Origin of the sequence: Chamaesiphon sp., assembly GCF_041738855.1 — a bacterium.
GTDB lineage: Bacteria > Cyanobacteriota > Cyanobacteriia > Cyanobacteriales > Chamaesiphonaceae > Chamaesiphon.
Genome location: NZ_JBGSPA010000131.1, coordinates 140,775 through 157,343, shown reverse-complemented (window position 1 = coordinate 157,343; position 16,569 = coordinate 140,775). Strand labels below are relative to the sequence as shown.

15 protein-coding genes are annotated in these 16,569 nt (G+C 48.4%); 6 read left to right on the top strand and 9 right to left on the bottom strand.

All coding sequences use genetic code 11. The features are described 5' to 3' along the window. Nucleotides 1-22: 22 nt before the first annotated feature. On the top strand, nucleotides 23-298 hold the full coding sequence (locus tag ACEW9I_RS12705; protein ID WP_373540698.1) for a hypothetical protein: 276 nt from the start codon (nucleotides 23-25) through the stop codon (nucleotides 296-298). Nucleotides 299-545: 247 nt separating this feature from the next. Here the strand turns inward: ACEW9I_RS12705 and ACEW9I_RS12700 are convergent, their stop codons facing one another. Beyond that, nucleotides 546-929, bottom strand: coding sequence for a hypothetical protein (locus ACEW9I_RS12700; RefSeq protein ID WP_373540697.1), 384 nt, complete (start codon nucleotides 927-929; stop codon nucleotides 546-548). A gap of 294 nt (nucleotides 930-1,223) precedes the next feature. Between ACEW9I_RS12700 and ACEW9I_RS12695 the strand changes: the two genes are divergently transcribed. Then, nucleotides 1,224-2,723 carry a histidine kinase dimerization/phospho-acceptor domain-containing protein gene (locus tag ACEW9I_RS12695; RefSeq protein ID WP_373540696.1) on the top strand — a complete coding sequence of 500 codons (1,500 nt, stop codon included), beginning with the start codon at nucleotides 1,224-1,226 and terminating at the stop codon, nucleotides 2,721-2,723. Nucleotides 2,724-2,770: 47 nt separating this feature from the next. After that, the gene (locus tag ACEW9I_RS12690) at nucleotides 2,771-3,607 is read left to right on the top strand and encodes a Cof-type HAD-IIB family hydrolase (protein ID WP_373540695.1); all 837 of its coding nucleotides are present in this window, start codon (nucleotides 2,771-2,773) and stop codon (nucleotides 3,605-3,607) included. A 272-nt stretch (nucleotides 3,608-3,879) separates the two neighbouring features. On the opposite strand, the gene ACEW9I_RS12685 is transcribed toward ACEW9I_RS12690, so the two are convergent. The 3 genes from ACEW9I_RS12685 to ACEW9I_RS12675 all read right to left on the bottom strand — a co-directional run bounded on the left by ACEW9I_RS12685 (nucleotide 3,880) and on the right by ACEW9I_RS12675 (nucleotide 9,048). Further along, nucleotides 3,880-5,709 (bottom strand): ABC transporter ATP-binding protein, encoded by a 1,830-nt coding sequence (locus tag ACEW9I_RS12685; protein WP_373540694.1) that lies wholly within the window; start codon nucleotides 5,707-5,709, stop codon nucleotides 3,880-3,882. A gap of 152 nt (nucleotides 5,710-5,861) precedes the next feature. Beyond that, on the bottom strand, nucleotides 5,862-7,115 hold the full coding sequence (locus ACEW9I_RS12680) for a DUF4912 domain-containing protein (protein WP_373540752.1): 1,254 nt from the start codon (nucleotides 7,113-7,115) through the stop codon (nucleotides 5,862-5,864). Between the two features lie 424 nt (nucleotides 7,116-7,539). Further along, nucleotides 7,540-9,048, bottom strand: a complete 1,509-nt coding sequence (locus ACEW9I_RS12675) for a site-2 protease family protein (protein WP_373540693.1) — start codon at nucleotides 9,046-9,048, stop codon at nucleotides 7,540-7,542. A gap of 148 nt (nucleotides 9,049-9,196) precedes the next feature. Between ACEW9I_RS12675 and ACEW9I_RS12670 the strand changes: the two genes are divergently transcribed. Beyond that, nucleotides 9,197-9,853, top strand: coding sequence for an MBL fold metallo-hydrolase (locus ACEW9I_RS12670; RefSeq protein ID WP_373540692.1), 657 nt, complete (start codon nucleotides 9,197-9,199; stop codon nucleotides 9,851-9,853). A 181-nt stretch (nucleotides 9,854-10,034) separates the two neighbouring features. Continuing rightward, complete coding sequence (locus tag ACEW9I_RS12665; protein ID WP_373540691.1) at nucleotides 10,035-10,160, top strand: photosystem II protein Y; 126 nt, start codon at nucleotides 10,035-10,037, stop codon at nucleotides 10,158-10,160. A 233-nt stretch (nucleotides 10,161-10,393) separates the two neighbouring features. Here ACEW9I_RS12665 and ACEW9I_RS12660 read toward each other — a convergent pair whose 3' ends face one another. The 3 genes from ACEW9I_RS12660 to ACEW9I_RS12650 all read right to left on the bottom strand — a co-directional run bounded on the left by ACEW9I_RS12660 (nucleotide 10,394) and on the right by ACEW9I_RS12650 (nucleotide 12,605). After that, a complete protein-coding gene (locus tag ACEW9I_RS12660) occupies nucleotides 10,394-10,612 on the bottom strand; it encodes an NAD(P)H-quinone oxidoreductase subunit O (RefSeq protein WP_373540690.1) in 219 nt (72 codons plus the stop codon). A 145-nt stretch (nucleotides 10,613-10,757) separates the two neighbouring features. After that, nucleotides 10,758-11,672 (bottom strand): hypothetical protein, encoded by a 915-nt coding sequence (locus tag ACEW9I_RS12655; protein ID WP_373540689.1) that lies wholly within the window; start codon nucleotides 11,670-11,672, stop codon nucleotides 10,758-10,760. Between the two features lie 333 nt (nucleotides 11,673-12,005). Further along, on the bottom strand, nucleotides 12,006-12,605 hold the full coding sequence (locus ACEW9I_RS12650; RefSeq protein WP_373540688.1) for a DUF1517 domain-containing protein: 600 nt from the start codon (nucleotides 12,603-12,605) through the stop codon (nucleotides 12,006-12,008). Nucleotides 12,606-13,017: 412 nt separating this feature from the next. Between ACEW9I_RS12650 and pgmB the strand changes: the two genes are divergently transcribed. Next, entirely contained in the window at nucleotides 13,018-13,716 is a 699-nt protein-coding gene (gene pgmB, locus ACEW9I_RS12645; RefSeq protein ID WP_373540687.1) for a beta-phosphoglucomutase, read from the top strand. A 298-nt stretch (nucleotides 13,717-14,014) separates the two neighbouring features. Here pgmB and cofG read toward each other — a convergent pair whose 3' ends face one another. Together cofG and ACEW9I_RS12635 are read right to left on the bottom strand one after the other, a co-directional pair. Beyond that, the gene (gene cofG, locus ACEW9I_RS12640; RefSeq protein ID WP_373540686.1) at nucleotides 14,015-14,938 is read right to left on the bottom strand and encodes a 7,8-didemethyl-8-hydroxy-5-deazariboflavin synthase subunit CofG; all 924 of its coding nucleotides are present in this window, start codon (nucleotides 14,936-14,938) and stop codon (nucleotides 14,015-14,017) included. 188 nt (nucleotides 14,939-15,126) lie between these two features. Next, nucleotides 15,127-16,569 carry an MFS transporter gene (locus ACEW9I_RS12635; RefSeq protein WP_373540751.1) on the bottom strand — a complete coding sequence of 481 codons (1,443 nt, stop codon included), beginning with the start codon at nucleotides 16,567-16,569 and terminating at the stop codon, nucleotides 15,127-15,129.

Below are 16,569 nucleotides of genomic sequence, written 5' to 3'. Positions count from 1 at the left end.
AATTTCGATTTCTAAACTTACTATGTCGCTCCAGTTGCTAACTCAGTTTGTACCAATTATCTTCAGACTCGCTTTTATGGTGGGGTTAGCACTGAGTTTGTTTAGTTATACTCGTTTTGCTTGGAAGACGCTCAAACAAGATTGGAAACACCTCCAGAAACTGCATCAAATCCCATGCGATCGCTGTGTCTTTTTTACAGGTGAATACAATCTCAAGTGTACCGTCCATCCCTCCAAAGCATTGAAAGAAGAAGCGATCGACTGTATGGATTATCGCTCTACCAAATCGTTTAGATAGGTACTTTTTTCCTAGTATTAAATTAAATATCTGGGGTAGTGAGTGGATAGTGGATGGTGAATGGTTGGCAATGCGGGCAGTGAGGCTTTACCCCCAGAAATCTACTCGTTCGCAGAGCGTACCGGAGGTAATCAACCAACCATTGCGCCTAGTTACTGATGAACGAGGTGCGACCGGGTACGTATTTATAAAGAGTCGGAGTAATTAACCAATTACTCCGACTCTTTGAGTGTGATTGAGGGGGAAATTAGCGACGCAACCGATCGGCTGGGTTGTCCACATCGACTTGGACATTGGTCTTGATTTTGACAGGATCGAGATTGACTCCGGTCGGACTATTGTTGCTACCATTGATTTGTTGGGTACTTTGACGACGTTGCGTAGCCCGATCGGTACCGCCTGTTTGCGATTGGACATTGGTAGTGTTGACGCTGTTGCCCACGCAACCGCCTGTCGAACCTTGCTTGACATCATTAGTGCGATTGGTAGGCTTTCCAGAACCATTAATTGACGACTGGAAATTGATATCACTCATGACACATTGAGCACTAACGTGGGGTACTGGCAGCGCAACCAGGGCAGCTAATGTTGCCAATGATAATAAACCAATCGAGCAGGATGAGGCGTTCATAATTTTTTACTAAGGGTAATCTTGCTACCTACTACATCAATACGCAGGGTAATTCCGTAAGTTTTCAAAAGCAGGCGTTCAGAGCTGCCACGCACCTTTGCTGCCCTAGTACAAATGCCTCTGGGCAAATCGCTGTCAACTGTCAACTGTCAACTGTCAACTGTCAACTGTTCTCAACTCTCTAGTTCCAAAATGTTGCTCTAGCCTACTTGTGTGGGAATTTTAGGTATAGACACATCTTATCGACTCGACGATCCTCACTCATTTAGTTATCCCACTGCGGGCACTTGTCCCATGCTCAATTCAGCTCAAGATCTAGATATTAGCCCCAATAGCCACGTAGCTAAGTCTACATCGCCCCCCTCCTCATCACTCATGACTGAATTGAGCAGCGAACCATCGCCAGCCATGCCGATATTTAGTGAAGCCACCGCCCAAGCGATCCGGCTCACAGACACACCTGTCGCCATCCTCACGACGATTGCCGGAGCGGGCTATCAAATTGGGTCAATTTCTGGTTTGGAGCAGTGCCATCTGCCGCCCAACGCCAACTTACGCTTAGAATTAGGTGGCTTGGAATACTGTCACGATCGCACGATCTCCACGAACAGCAATTTTTATAGTGTCACCAATTGCCGCCAACATCCCCAACTAGCTCAGTCGTCGCTGTGTCAAACGTATAGGATACAGGCATATTTAGGCGTACCCATTATCACTGCTGCTGGCGATCGCTTGGGGACGATCGCGATTTTAGACTTCAAACCGCGCCACTTTAGCGATCGCGATATTGACTTACTCCAACTAGTCAGCCGTCTAGTTGCCAGTGAATTCGAGCGCAAATTATTGAGTCAAGCCCAACTCACGCGCTGGCTCGGCGATCTCCAGGAGCGAGCGATCGCTGGATTTGACGATCTTGCTGCCGCTGCCGAGCACAGCCATCCAGCCGCACAGCTACCCCCCGAGCTACCCAGTGCAAGTTCTCCCGCTGATATGCTGCCCATACCGACCTATCCTAGCGTCGCCTATCCGCAAGTCCAAACTGCAATCCAGTTCAAACTACTAACTCACCTCGCCCAAGAACTCCGCACCCCACTTACCGCCGTCCTCGGGATGGCGAGTGTCTTGCAGCAGGAAATTTATGGCCCCTTGAGTAGCAAACAAAAGGATTATCTCGGCATTATCCACCACAGCGGCTGTCAACTAGTGACGATCGTCGATGAAATCTCTCAATTAGGCGGCTGTGATTTTCAGCAGCACCACCTGATGCTCAAGTCAGTAGATCTAGAAATGCTCTGTCAACTAGCCATTCAAAGCTTGGAGCCACTCGCCCACAAAAAACAACAGCAGATCGTCCTCAATCTCGGTGATGCTACTGCGCCAGCCATGACGAGCCGGATGTGGTTATTGGACAAAGATAAGGTGCGCCAAATCGTCTACTATCTCTGTCTGAGCTTGATTCATGCCAGTACTATGGAGTCTGAGATCTCGATCCGACTCACCGATCGCGCCGATGGATTGCAAATTCAGATCGCCACCAACGATCCTCACGCCATCATCACTGAGCTGGAGCTAGATCCAAATATCGCACCACCGCTCTCACTAGCGATCGCCACCACCACGCCCAGCCACACTACCGAAACACAGCTAGGGCAACTGCGGATCGGTCTGGGCTTATCGCTCAGTCATAGCCTCGCAGCTTCACATGGTGGCAATATCGAAGTGACGATCGAGCGGCGGGGCTACCAACTCACCTTACCGTTGATTATTGCCGATCGCCCGTCCGCGCCGATCTGACAATATGCTAGGCTGATACGTGGCTTGAGATCCATACCCATACAACCATGTCATCAGCTAGCACCGCCCCTATCAAACTCCTGATTGTCGATATCGATGGGACGATCGCGGGCAACTCCAACCAAGTGAGTCCCCGAGTCAAACACGCGATCGCTGCTGCCCAAGCTCAAGGCGTCCGCGTTGGCATTGCCACGGGGAGAATGTATCAGTCGGCACTACGATTTCACCATGAAATCGGTGCCGATCTGCCACTGATCGCTTATCAAGGTGCCTGGATTCAAGATCCCGCGACGGGCACAATTCATCAACATCTTCCCGTACCGATCGCGATTGCGACCGAATTGCTCGATTATTTCGAGCAGTCCTATTTGTTAGACAAATTATCCATTCATGTCTATCGCGACGATCGGCTGTATGTCCGCGAAGTCAATCCCGATACTGAATTATATATCGGACGCAGTGGCGTCGAAGTGATTCCTACTCCAGATCTGCGGACAGTCTTGACTGATTGCCCCACCAAAATCCTCGCGATGTCTTCAGATCTCGCCCTGATCCAATCTCTACTCACCGAATTGCGTCACCGCTACTCGCCAGAGCAGCTCCACGTCACTACTTCCGTACCGATCTTCTTGGAAACTACTCAAGCTGGCGTGAATAAAGGTACCGCGATTGATTATCTGGTGCGCGAACTTGGCATCACCGCCGCCAATGTCCTCGCGATCGGGGATAACTATAATGATGTCGAAATGCTTGCATACGCTGGCATCGGCGTTGCGATGGGCAATGCGCCTGCTGATGTGCGATCGTTTGGGGATTGGGTCGCGCCAGATATCGAGGCGGATGGTGTTGCTGTGGCGATCGACAAATTCATTCTCAATGCCTGAGCGATCGAGTTCTAGATTGTAGGGTGTGTTAGCGAGTAGCGTAACGCACCATCTCAGACTATCTCAAAATTCTCAGTAACTAAATATAAAACCAAAAAGAAGACCGACGACTGGCCGTGTTTCGTCTCGGTCTTCTTCTTGATTCGCTCCTCACACTAAACAAAGAATACTCGATCGCGCTGCTTTTGTCAATCCTTTAGCTGAGATAAATTTGTGAGTCGATTGTTGAGCGATCGGACTGCTGTGGTTTCGCTCGTGAATTGACGCTACACCTATGTTCCGAGCATCTGAAGCTGATACAAGCTGGCGTACAAGCCGCCTTGCGCTAGCAGTACTTCATGAGAACCGGATTCGATCAGGGTGCCTTGTTTGAGGACAAAGATCCGATCGACGTTGCGGATGGTGGAGAGACGGTGGGCGATGATAATGGCGGTACGATCGATAATCAGGCGATTGAGAGCATCTTGTACTAGTACTTCCGTGCCGACATCGAGGCTGGCGGTGGCTTCGTCGAGTACCAAGATGCGGGGATTGCGGATAATCGATCGGGCGAAGGCGATTAACTGTTTTTGTCCGGCGGAGAGATTGGAACCGCGTTCGCGGAGTTTGGTATCGTAACCTTGGGGGAGTTGGGTGATAAATCGATCGATATTTGTCGATCGCGCTGCTGCTAGAATTTCCGCTTCGGTGTAGGATTCACCGAGGGTGATATTCATGCGGACATCCCCCGCAAACAAAAAGCCGTCTTGCAGGATTACGCCCAAATAGCGGCGGAGTTCGGCTTGAGTGATTTTTTTGATATCTACGCCGTCAACGAGGATACGACCCTTTGTCGGCTCGTAGAGACGGCACAGCAAGCGGACGATCGAGCTTTTGCCCGCGCCCGTTGGGCCGACTAAGGCGATCTTTTCGCCCGGTTTGATGGTGAAGTCCAGATCGCGAATCACGTAGTCATCGTCATTGTAGGCAAACCAGACGTGCTCGAACCGAATTTCCCCCTGAGCGGCACTATCGATATGAGTTAGATGCAAGCTCTGAGCATCATCGATATCTTTAATTTCGATCGGTTCATTGAGAATATCGTTAATCCGTTCGACTGCCGTAAATCCAGCTTGAATTGCGGTGAACTTCTCGGCAAATTGTCGCAGTGGATCGAACAGTCTTTGAGCATACAAAATAAATGCTGATAATGTCCCAATCTCCAGCGTGCGATCGAGTACCATCAAGCCACCTAGCCAGAGGACGCCAGCGATCGCCACGAGCGAGATCCATTCTAAGGTTGCGGATACGGCTGAGTCATGAAAGTTGGTTTTATCGATTTCTTTGATATAGCGATCGCGGATTGTCCGAAATAGTTCGGCGTTGTATTTTTCACGCCGAAACAATTGCACGACATCGATGCCGACGACGTTTTCTTGTACCATCGAGTTGAGCAGCGATAACTCTTCTCGCCCCCGATAATTGGCTTTGCGATATTCATGCTGAAAGTAGATGACCAATGCCGCCACTGGAATCATCATCAGCAGTAGCATCGTGGCAATTTGCCACTGCAACATGAACATATAATAAATCATCACAAAGATCGACAGCAGATCGCTGATAATCCCAATTGCCCCATTGGTAAAGACATCTCCCAACGCCTCAACATCACTGGTCAAGCGGGTAATCAACTTTCCCACAGGCGTCCGATCGAAAAATCTCACGGCTAATGACGTCACGCGATCGAATAAATCATTGCGAATATCAGCGGTGATTTGTTGACCGATGCGTTGAGCGGTATAACCTTGAATTGCGGTCAATACCAATCTAATGATGACTGTAGCCATCAGGAGCAAAGTCAGTAAGTTCAAGCCATCCAACATTGGTAGATTGCTGACAAAATCCCAGGTTTTTTCATTTCTAATTTTGGAAATCGCCTGACCGATAATCAATGGTTGGATCGCATTGGAAATCGCGAGGGGGATTAATAATCCAAATGAGATGAAAAATAATTTACCATTGCGACGAGCATAAGGTAGTAACCTCAATAATAGTCGCCAATCATTATCTGGCATGACTGACGATTTTTGTTGGCGGTCGCGAGATTTTGTCACATTAGTCATTGTCTGGGGAATGTAGGATAGGGATGAGACTGGAGATCGTCAGCTCTGTGATTCGATCCTAACAAATTATCCCCATCAACCACGCGGTTGATGGGGATAATTTAAACTACTGACTAAATAGTCAGGATTACCGATTGCTGATGCTATTTTCGCTAGAACCATTCAGCGATGGCTTCTTCCTTGGTGTTAGTATTCCGCGAAGGCGTCGAGCGATCGAACGTCATGTGTACCGAGCGTTGTTGTTCGCCATCTTTGGCAACAGCGACGATCGGGTAGTCGATATTCCCATCCTGGAAGGACATCTGGAAGCGGAACGTACCATCGGGATTGAGCTTGATTTGGCGTCCGCCGATCGATACTGCTGCATCGGGTTCGGTAGCACCGTAAACGATCAATTCGGCATCAGCAATCAGCCAGAATTGCCGCTGACGATCGCCCATTTCCATCCCCATTCCCGACATTCCGACGCCAGACATCCCCACGCCAGACATATTCCCAAAATTGGTCGGTTGCGCCCACATCCCCATCCCTGACGGGAACACAAACGAACTTACCGACTCCAAGGGTGACTGCTGCATCGAACCATAGAGCGATCCAGAAATCCGCAGGGATTCGATCGATTCTGTCATGCCAAAGATCCGCTCGTAGATCGCATTTTGTTCGGTATTGCCACCAGCCATCTCCGTCATCCCCGCCGCACCAGTACCAGTCCCAGTACTATCAGCTCCTGTTCCCTGCTTATGGCTAGGCGGTATGAGTTCGACAAAAGTTTTTTCGATCAATTCTTCTTCCCACGGTACGGTGATGAAGATATCTTCGATCCAATCCGAGGGATAAACAGGTGGAATCCCGACAGATGCCGATCGCGCCAATACCAACCAGCGACCATCACCACAACGATAACCGATATCGATCGTGTAAGTGCGATCGCTCACTGGGATCGGCAGGTACCACTCCTGCGCCATTTCATCGATCGGATATTCTTGGATACTGTGCGGACTTTGATGTTCTAAATTGATATCCGTAACATCATAAATCCGCAGTGCCAATTGTTGTCCGCCGTGGTGGCGCAGTTCATTTTTGTGCTCGATCGGAATGTCCCAATAAGCATAAGCCCATTGTGGATCGCGCGCCAGCAAGACAATCCGACTGTCTCCATAGCCACTAGGCAAATCACCCAATCCTTCATCTACATCTGCTAGTGCCGCAGCAGTAAGATCGACATCGATTCCGAGTTCAAATTTGCCTGCTTCCACTGTTAATTGTGCCTCCAGTTCGGTAGATGGACTATGGGTAGAATTGTTCTGAATTTTTTGAATCTCTTCCAGGAGCTGGGATTTCCGCATCCTGCTGTAGCGTGACACTCCACAAACACTCGCCACTCGGCGTAGTTGTCTGAGCGTCATTTCTTCTAATGCGTTGTCTTTGGTCACGATCCGAATCTCCGAATTAAGGTGTAGCTCTAAATTTCGCAAACTTGGATTACACTTGTTGTCATGTTCAGAAAATCTACTACTGTGCGCCAGTCGATGCAGTTGCTAACTGGAGCTGGCGCGATCGAGCGAATTTCTAGGATCTACTAGATTGCGATTTCTCAAAGATACGACCGTTGACTAAAGTTACTAACTGCTGGATTGGGAAATCCTGCGGTATTAGCGATCTTTAGTTGTGGTGTACGATCCCATCTAACAAAAATTTGCCCCGATCCGTCAAGGGGGGATCGCCCTCAATTTATCGGGTTTAACGATGTTACGCCATTTCGGGTTTAGTTATTGTCAAGAAACCATGACAAATAATTAGCGAGTGATGAATGTAGCTTATTTGACTGATTTAAATATCTAATAACTGCATCAAGATCGGCGGTACTGGCATCAAAATCAGGATTAAAATTCCCAAAATGATCACGCCAAGGACATCGCGCCAAGTATTGAGTTCGGACACATCATTGAGTGCGGGTTCATCGATTGCGGGAATCAATGACACCACGATCGCCAAAAATAGCAAATCGGTATTACCAAATTCTGAAGCGCGATAGCGGATAAAACCGAGGATAACCAAGACGATTTTACTCAACTGACTGACGATCGCACTCGGTTTTTGACCGAACATCGCATGGACGATATAACCGCCATCTAGTCGCCGCAATGGCATCAAATTGATGGTGATAATCAGCAGACTGATATAAGCCGCGATCGCTACATTGTCCAGATCGATCGCGCGTTGGGCGACAAATGCACTCCCCAATGCTAACTTGCTCAATAATGTCATTAGCAGCGAAAAGCGCGGATCGAAAGCATGAAAACTAAACAGTGTAGCTCTCAGATCTAATGGCACTGTTTCTGATTGCGCTAGTCCCCAAAACAAGAGCGGAATCGAAACTACCAACCCTAGAGTTGAAGCGACAAACCCCAGATCGAATACTGCTTTCCGGTTGGGAATGGGCGATCGAATTTGAACCAGACAGCCATAAGTACCTGGGAAAAATGGTAGGGGGATAAAATAGGGTAACGTCGTATCAATTTTGTAAAACTTGGCAACAAAGTAGCGTCCGAAATCACGGAGTCCTAAGATAAAAATAATACTCACAGCATAAGGTAATCCCGCCGTGAGAATATCGCTAATACTGCCCTTGGGCAACCGCGCCAACGCCGCGCCAAAGTAAGTAGTCGGCACGAGCGTCAGTACAAACAACATCCCCACCACAGCATAATCGAGCCAGCGACGCGATCGCGTAATCAAGGTCTGCTGGGGACGCGGTACCAGTGCGAAAAAGGGCTTGCCCGTCGATAAACTATATTGAAATAAAATAAAGAAGCGATCGCCGAATAATTCTTCAACATTTTGGACGATCGTCGCATAGGCATTGTCGGCATCAGTCCGTAGCTTACCGCGACACAATACCGCTTGCGGACGATACTCAATCTTGTCCAAAAAAAACACATTCCACGCAAAACAAGTTCTGAGCATTGCCTCTTCTGCGGCTTCGATCGGTCTCAGGACTGGCGTCTCGACGATCGCCTGATCTGATGGTAAGAGGGCGATCTCTGGGATCTGAGTCGGATCGCCAGCAGGCAGAGTATCCATGCGCGGTGACGATCGCCGCCACCCCAGCAGTCGCCAGTATAGCAGCCAGCAAATCGCGCAGATGCCCATCGCGATCGGTAGCGGTGGTACTTGTTTACTCCAAGTGACTGCCGCGCCTGTGACGAGCGGTGGTGTCATCAGGATCGCCCACAGCATCCACAGTGGAGCTGCGGTCATCTGACTCACTGTCTGGCGTAAAATAATATACGTCAGAATTCCCGATAAAATTAAGATGAATAGTAAAGACAACCACATGAATAAAATTATGAGTAATCGATCGAACTGAAACTAATTATCACCATCGATGTGTTGCGCGCACTACTCGCCCGAGCTGACATTCATCGAGGTACTTATCGATCTTGGAAATTGCTAAAATATAAATTCTCGCTCGGTTCGCGCTGTCATGCCGCTTTCAGATTTGCCTACTCCCTCACTTTCAACTAAATTCCCTGCTAGCAAGCTGCCCGCAGAGATTTTGCCAGGAATTTTTGCATTTGCACCCAACCGCGATACTTTGGGCGGTACTGCTTATGCGATCTTAACTCCGATCGGGAATATTTTAATCGATAGCCCAGCTTGGAATGATGTCAATCGCCAGTTCTTGCGCGATCGCCTCGGCGTTAAGTGGCTGATAATTACTCACCGTGGCGGCATCGGACAAACCACTGCGATCGCGACTGAATGCGGTTGTGAAGTTATTATTCAAGAACAAGAAGCATACTTACTTCCAGAGCTTAAAGTTACTACTTTCCAGCACAGTTTAGACATTAACGATAGCATACATGCAATTTGGACACCTGGGCACTCACCTGGCTCGGCTTGTATCTATTATGCTGGCGCGGGCGGTGTGTTATTTACAGGTAGACATCTATTGCCCAACGGACTGGGGGAGGCGGTGCCGCTGCGGACTGCCAAAACTTTTCACTGGCACCGCCAACTACGCAGTGTTGATGCGATCTGGGCACATTTTCCCGCCCGTTCACTCACTCACATCTGTCCTGGTGCTAGTGTGGGCTTACTGCTTGGCAAGGGGACGATTGCCGTCAACCAACCGTTGTAATCCTCTTTATTAGCGGTGTTAGTGTCGATTGACACCAACACCGCCGGATCCCAAATCGATCGGGTGCAAGTGGCGATCGGAGTTTGAAGATCCGACTAATACCACCGCCTAATTCTGCTAGAGTAAATAAGCGATATTCGATCGCGCGGCACATCTTTTACTGCTCATCAAGGAACTAATTATGGACTTCGACTTTCGGCTTTTGATCGTGCTTGCACCTCTGGCGGCAGCGGCTGGTTGGGCAGTTTTCAATATTTTCCCCGCCGCGCTCAAACAAATCAACGAACTCCTCCGCGATAAAAACTAGTCCACACTAGCTGCATAGCGCGATCGAGTTATGGAGTGATGCCACTAGTGACATCATTCTCATAACATCTCGCAATTACCACCACATCAAATATTGAGTGCTAAGTATCGCAACCGCCACAGTGCTGAGGACATGACAACGACTTCCCGTCGTCGCTCATGGTGCAAAGTCTGCCTCCGCAGACTAAAAGGCAGAGTGTCTTAACTGTCTTGGCTATTGCTATAGCTAGATGATTAGGTGCCAAATCCTTCGAGCTGATCGAGACGCAGCCAGATGTTTGGGGTCGGAACTTGCCCGAATTTCACTAGCGCATAATCACCGCGCAGATCTAGCACTTCACCCTTGGTATTAAATAAATATTTGGGGAACCTAGCATCGCTAGCTTTTGCTTCGAGACTATTGGCAAGCGTACTTGCGATCGCTCGAACTGCATCTCCTTTCTTGAGTGCCATAATTAAATTTTGGGTACGACGGTCAGTTACCAGAATACTATAGGTTTTAGGCTTTAGGGGTTAGGGGATTTAGGCTTTAGACGTTAGGGAATTTAGACGTTTTAAAACCTAAAGCCTAAAGCCTAATACCTAAAACCTATCCACCTTAGCGACGGCGGCTACCAAATCCCGAACCAGAACGGCTGCGACCACCACTGCCAAAACTCCGGCTGGAGCCGCCTGAAGGACGAGTATATGTAGAGCGTCGATCGGATTGACGGAGGGTGCTACTGCCAAATCCCGAACCAGTGGCACGATTGCGCTCGATCGATCGATTGGTAGTATTCCGGTTGAAATTGTTATTGAAGTTATTGTTGTTATTCAATCTTCCAGTCGTCCGCAGCGTCGTCCGATTGACTACTGCTGGTGGGGCAGTATTGTAGCGCGTTTGGTAACCTTGGACAGCTTGACCGTAGTTGGTGCCGTAGCCACCATAACCGCGCAATCCACCCGAACTGTATACTGGGGGTACATAGTACTGTGGTCTGAATAGCATACTGCCGATCGCTTGTCCGGCAAGTGAGCCAGCGACAGAGCCAGCAAACGGCGTCCAGAAGCTAGATTCTCGCTTGACGACTACAGTCTCTTGCTGTCCGGTTTGGGGATTGGTTTGAGCTTGGGTGACGTTGTGGACGTACTCGATTTTGAAGTCCTCTGGCACATGCAGGGAACTTTGCCCATTTTCAGACTTGAAATAAGCCTTTTCACTAGCTTTGACCTCTTCATCAGTCAATCTTGCCATCTGAAGATTGGTGGTGCGGTACACAGGTGGCGTACCAGCAGGTGTATTCAACAGCATGAGGGTATATTCACCGTTGGCATCATTGTAGGTGGCTTGCTGAACGGGATACTTGCCAGCAGCGATCGGCTTTTGGTTGGTATTGTTACTGACAGCGGGATTTTGGGTCGAAGTGTTGGTCTGTCGATCTTGTCCCGGCGATCGATTCTCATTGCCACCACAGGCGACAGAAGTAACCGATAAGGTCAAAGCCATAAAAATTATCACTAATCGACGTAACATATAGGCTGATTTCATGACTGTTGTATTTTCTTATGTTAACTAATTATCAGGTCTATTTGCCATCCACAATTTCAGCCGCCAGTCTCCGCTAGATGTGTTGCTTTACAGGAAGATCCGCCACAGCGAATTATCTCAAAACAATCCTCGATCGCCACCTTTTAATATAACTTTAACGGATAATTCGATCGCCAAAGTACCGAGTCAACCGATGGTTTCGATCTGGGTAACCGCATCTATCATTAACATCAGTAATACTGTACGCACAGTTATTACCGAGCGAGAGATTTTGGAAGTTGCCAAACTCGCTCGGTAGTAGTAGGTAGATTTGAGTCTTTACAACGGAATCAGCTCGGGAAAGTTTTGCAGTACTTGGTCGTCGGTCAATTCATCACCAAATCGGGCTGGTGAAAAGTGAACGTAAATTGCTCGTAAGCGGTTTTGATAATGCAGATTAATTAGTGATTTTAAGGCAATCTTCATCGCTGACATATTCGATAGATCTGCCTCGATCGTCGGCTCTTCACCTTCCAATGCTACAGTGAGCATCAGAATGAGATTGCGGGTGGGGGGTAGAGTGAGCTGGGCGTTGGGATTGTTAGGTTCGTTGAAATCTGGTTCGCTCAAATACCGCGCAGCTGAATCCGTGAATAATTCGTTGGCATAGTCACCCGCGCCGCCCTCGTCCCAGAATACATCACCTTCATTGGCTGCCGATCGCCAGTAGGTATCGTATTGCAATAAGTTCTGACAGATCTCGACCAATCCTTCACCGACGATGGTGAGGTCGCCATCAGCTTCGATCGCTTGTCTGGCAGCTTGGTTTAAGATGCCTAGTAGGGGGGAGACTTCTTCGCCGCCTAGATGTAAAAAAATTCTCGATACGACAAATTGGGTTTTGCCTGTGAGTTTATTGAATTGGTCGCGTAAGCTCATAATAGGAGATGGGATAGGGAATAGGAATAGTCATGTAGGGCGGTCACTCTCCACCATCTATGTTTGACGATGATGCTCTCGTCGCCAATATTTGTACCGTCTCACTTATCAACTGGCGACTGTCTGACTTGCCTGAGTCTAAAGACTTCGCAAGCACGAGCGGCAACTCTCAACTGCCAACTTAACTATCCAATCCATTCTAAAACATGATTCCAACTCTACTGGGGGTCGCGATCGATCTTTAACTTTTGACAAGATTTGCGACTAATCTGTCCCACATGTCTCTGAGTGGGTTATGTAGAAGCACAATTGGCAATTATTTCCAGGACTTAGTGCCAGATGTGAGCATAATTAGAGTAGGCGATCCGACCTTAAATTACGATCTAGAATAGTCGATCGACATCACATAACGATGAATATACTGGAGCGCGATCCACACATCATAGCAGTCATCTTTGACCTTGATGGCGTAATTACCAACACAGTCTACTTTCATTACCTTTCATGGCAACAACTCGCCGATGAAGAGGGCATTCCCTTTAACAAACAGATTCACGATCGGGGAATGCTAGGACTAAATCGCGAAGATGCACTCCATTATCTGTTAGGCGATCGTCAGCTCACCCACATCCAGCAACAACTATTATTAAACCGCAAAAATGATTACTATCTCGCACTAATTAACGAACTCAATCGAGTACACCTATTGCCAGGAATTGATAATTTATTGGTAGAACTACATTTTGCTGGCATCAAACTTGCGCTGGGATCTTCGAGTAAAAATGCTGAAATGGTCTTGCAACGACTCGGCATCCGCCACTTTTTCAATTGTATAGCTGACGGTCATAGTGTCCCCCACCTCAAGCCCGCTCCTGATGTCTTTCTTCATGCTGCCGATCTCTTGCAAGTCTCGCCCCATCAGTGCTTGGTCGTCGAAGATGCTCCCGCAGGTGTCGCTGCTGGGTTGGCGGCGGGGATGTGGGTACTGGGCGTGGGTCCCTACGAACGATTGGCGCAGGCACATTTGGTCTTACCAACGTTATCAGGCATCGGCTGGGCGGATATTCTCGCCAAAGTCAATTATTATCACCGCTCGGGACACGGCATCTGACTGTAGACAGGCCCTAGTCGGACGTGTTGCAATACGGTTCGGTTAAGTCCATTTTCTTAGATATTGTCAGTCCGCGAAGGCGGACTTTGCGTCACTAGCGGCGGTTTCAACCGCTACCTAACTAGCTAACCGAACCGTATTGGGACGTGTTGGGTTGTCTCCTGGCGGAGAGGCTACGCCAACGCGTTGCTCTGCTTGGTGCGCTAAACCCTCGGCAGAGCCGAGGATCGCGCATCCGCTACCCAACCTACAGATCTCACCATTCACCATTCACCATCCGCCACATCTAAAGATATACTTACAATCTTCGACTTAAATTATCCGGTAGATAATGCTGATAATCTGGATAAACAGGCAACCTCGGCTGTAAATCCCAACCAGCCTGAGCTAGAATTGTTGTTAATTCTGATAGTTGTAAATGATGATAGTCAGGATTGACTTCATCTTTGGGTACGATCCCACCCAAATCTCTGGCTCCTGCCGTCAAACATGCGAGTAATAAGTCTGAAGTGGGAATTAAATTGGGGGGAATTTGAATTGTAATCTGGGCAGGTAAGATGCTTTTAGCTAACTCGATGACTGTAGGTAGTTTGGTAATATCAAAACCCAATCCGGCAAAACTTTCCTGACGGCCAGGACTATATGGTTGTAAGATTACTTCTTGAATATGTCCCCAGCGATCGTGAAGATCGGCGATCGCTTGTAAGCTAATTTCCCAATCTCTATCGGATTCACCAATCCCTAATAATAATCCGGTGGTAAAGGGAATCTGTAATCGACCCGCCCATTCCAGTTGTGCGAGCCTGATTGCAGGTATTTTACTCGGTGCATGACGATGAACGCCTTGCAATAAGATGGGGTCTAGAGATTCCAACATCAATCCCATCGAGACATTTACTTTTGCCAATCGCTCCATTTCGATGAAGCTCAAAGGGCCAGCATTAGTATGTGGTAAAAAGCCAAATTCGAGAGCTAAATTACATAGCTCATAGATGCGATCGATCCAAGCTTGTCGGCGTGCAGAGTGGGGATGAACTTCACCACTGAGAATCAAAATCTCACAGATCCCCGTACCTTGAAGATCGGTGAGAATTTGGGTAGCTCGATCGATTGTCATCCAGCTATCTGTTCCAGGATCGACCCGAAAGTTGCAGTAAGTACACCGATTGAAGCACTCATAAGTAGGGACGATCGTATATGCGGGACTATAAGTAATTTGCATTCATGGTGGATGGTGGATGGTGGATGGTGGATGAGTGACTCATCGATCGCAGATCGGAGTCAAGCCAATACGGTTCGGTTAGCTAGTTAGGTAGCGGTTGAAACCGCCGCTAGTGATGCAAAGTCCGCCTTCGCGGACTGACAATATCTAAGAAAATGGACTTAACCGAACCGTATTGGGAGTCAAGCCTATGATTCTCGACGACGTTCGGCCAATTGGAGTAGAATTTGTTGGTGAAGTTCGCGGGTAATCGGGTAAAAATAAGCAAAAACTAAGCCAGCAAGTAGGGAGATGGTGGGGATCGGACCGATCGCGAGTCGGATTGCTAGCAGTACGGCTGGTGGCTGATCTGGAGTGGGAATCAGGTCGGTAGGATGCCGATATCCAGTCCATTCCAAACTTTGTAAAACTACCGCTACGGCGACACCCAAACAGATTTTTTGGAGAAATGCCATGAAACTATAAAACAGTCCCTCGCGGCGTTGTCCAGTTTCGAGTTCGTCTAGCTCGATGACATCTGGCAACATCGACCACGGCACCAAATACGCCGTAGACACCCCCAGTCCCGCCAAAATGGCTAAAGCATATAACTGCACATTTTGACCTGGTTGGAGCAGAAATAAACCCGCTTGGGCGATCGCCCAGAAGCCACTTCCCATGAAGTAAACTGCTTTTTTACCGACTCTTTGGGAGATTTTATTCCAGACAGACAACATCACCAGGGCGGTACCTTGCACCGCGAGGATAATCAGGGGTGAATCTGCTGTTGGTAAGCCCAGGCAACTGACAGCAAAGTAGGGAATAATGGCGGCGGTAAGTTGGAGGCTAAACCAAGAGCACAGATAAATACCAACGACGCACATAAAGGCGCGATTGGTAAATACCGATCGCAATTGCTCCATCAGCGGTGAGGGATCGGTGCGTTCAATTCTGGCGGATTGGTATTGATTGACTAGCTTGGCGCGGGCTTGAGTACCCCACACGCAGTAAAAAATCGGCAGCACTGAAATAATCGCACAGATAATCCCGATCGTCAGATATTGCTGGGCGGGATCGTTGACTTGCTGAAATACAGTTCTGGCAATCAGTAAGGCAACGATACTACCTCCCAGCGAGAACGTAAATCGAAAGCTATTCAAACTCGTGCGTTCGTTATAATCTTCAGTCAGTTCGGCAGTCAAAGCAGTATAGGGGAGACTATACGTCGTAAAAAATGTCCCCAGCAGCATCGATACCAAGGTGTAAAACCAGAACATCCCCCACTGGTTGCTCTCGGGAAACGGAATCAGCCATTGACAGACAAATAACATCCCGAATGGAATCGCTGAGAATAGCATCCAGGGGTAGCGTCTGCCCCATTTTGCCTTGATTTTGGCTCCAAAGATGTCGCCGCGATCGCTCCAAATCCCAATAAATGGATCGATACAAGCGTCCCATACCCTAACTATCAGTTGCGTCGCGCCTGCCAATCCAGGCGCGAGATGGGCGACATCTGTAAAAAAGGGTGAGAGATAAGACAAGAGTAAGATCCCGATGACTGCACCCCCAACATCACCTGCACCGTAGGCAAGTTTGGTGCTAAAGGTCATTTTTTCGATCGGGGGTAATTTAGCCGTCTCAGGCAGATTCAT

What these genes read in the sequence shown, in the direction of transcription:
- ACEW9I_RS12705 (WP_373540698.1), top strand. Translation starts at nt 23, where the DNA reads ATGTCGCTCCAGTTGCTAACTCAGTTTGTACCAATTATCTTCAGACTC.
- ACEW9I_RS12700 (WP_373540697.1), bottom strand. Translation starts at nt 929, where the DNA reads ATGAACGCCTCATCCTGCTCGATTGGTTTATTATCATTGGCAACATTA.
- ACEW9I_RS12695 (WP_373540696.1), top strand. Translation starts at nt 1,224, where the DNA reads ATGCTCAATTCAGCTCAAGATCTAGATATTAGCCCCAATAGCCACGTA.
- ACEW9I_RS12690 (WP_373540695.1), top strand. Translation starts at nt 2,771, where the DNA reads ATGTCATCAGCTAGCACCGCCCCTATCAAACTCCTGATTGTCGATATC.
- ACEW9I_RS12685 (WP_373540694.1), bottom strand. Translation starts at nt 5,709, where the DNA reads ATGACTAATGTGACAAAATCTCGCGACCGCCAACAAAAATCGTCAGTC.
- ACEW9I_RS12680 (WP_373540752.1), bottom strand. Translation starts at nt 7,115, where the DNA reads ATGACGCTCAGACAACTACGCCGAGTGGCGAGTGTTTGTGGAGTGTCA.
- ACEW9I_RS12675 (WP_373540693.1), bottom strand. Translation starts at nt 9,048, where the DNA reads ATGTGGTTGTCTTTACTATTCATCTTAATTTTATCGGGAATTCTGACG.
- ACEW9I_RS12670 (WP_373540692.1), top strand. Translation starts at nt 9,197, where the DNA reads ATGCCGCTTTCAGATTTGCCTACTCCCTCACTTTCAACTAAATTCCCT.
- ACEW9I_RS12665 (WP_373540691.1), top strand. Translation starts at nt 10,035, where the DNA reads ATGGACTTCGACTTTCGGCTTTTGATCGTGCTTGCACCTCTGGCGGCA.
- ACEW9I_RS12660 (WP_373540690.1), bottom strand. Translation starts at nt 10,612, where the DNA reads ATGGCACTCAAGAAAGGAGATGCAGTTCGAGCGATCGCAAGTACGCTT.
- ACEW9I_RS12655 (WP_373540689.1), bottom strand. Translation starts at nt 11,672, where the DNA reads ATGTTACGTCGATTAGTGATAATTTTTATGGCTTTGACCTTATCGGTT.
- ACEW9I_RS12650 (WP_373540688.1), bottom strand. Translation starts at nt 12,605, where the DNA reads ATGAGCTTACGCGACCAATTCAATAAACTCACAGGCAAAACCCAATTT.
- pgmB (WP_373540687.1), top strand. Translation starts at nt 13,018, where the DNA reads ATGAATATACTGGAGCGCGATCCACACATCATAGCAGTCATCTTTGAC.
- cofG (WP_373540686.1), bottom strand. Translation starts at nt 14,938, where the DNA reads ATGCAAATTACTTATAGTCCCGCATATACGATCGTCCCTACTTATGAG.
- ACEW9I_RS12635 (WP_373540751.1), bottom strand. Translation starts at nt 16,569, where the DNA reads ATGAATCTGCCTGAGACGGCTAAATTACCCCCGATCGAAAAAATGACC.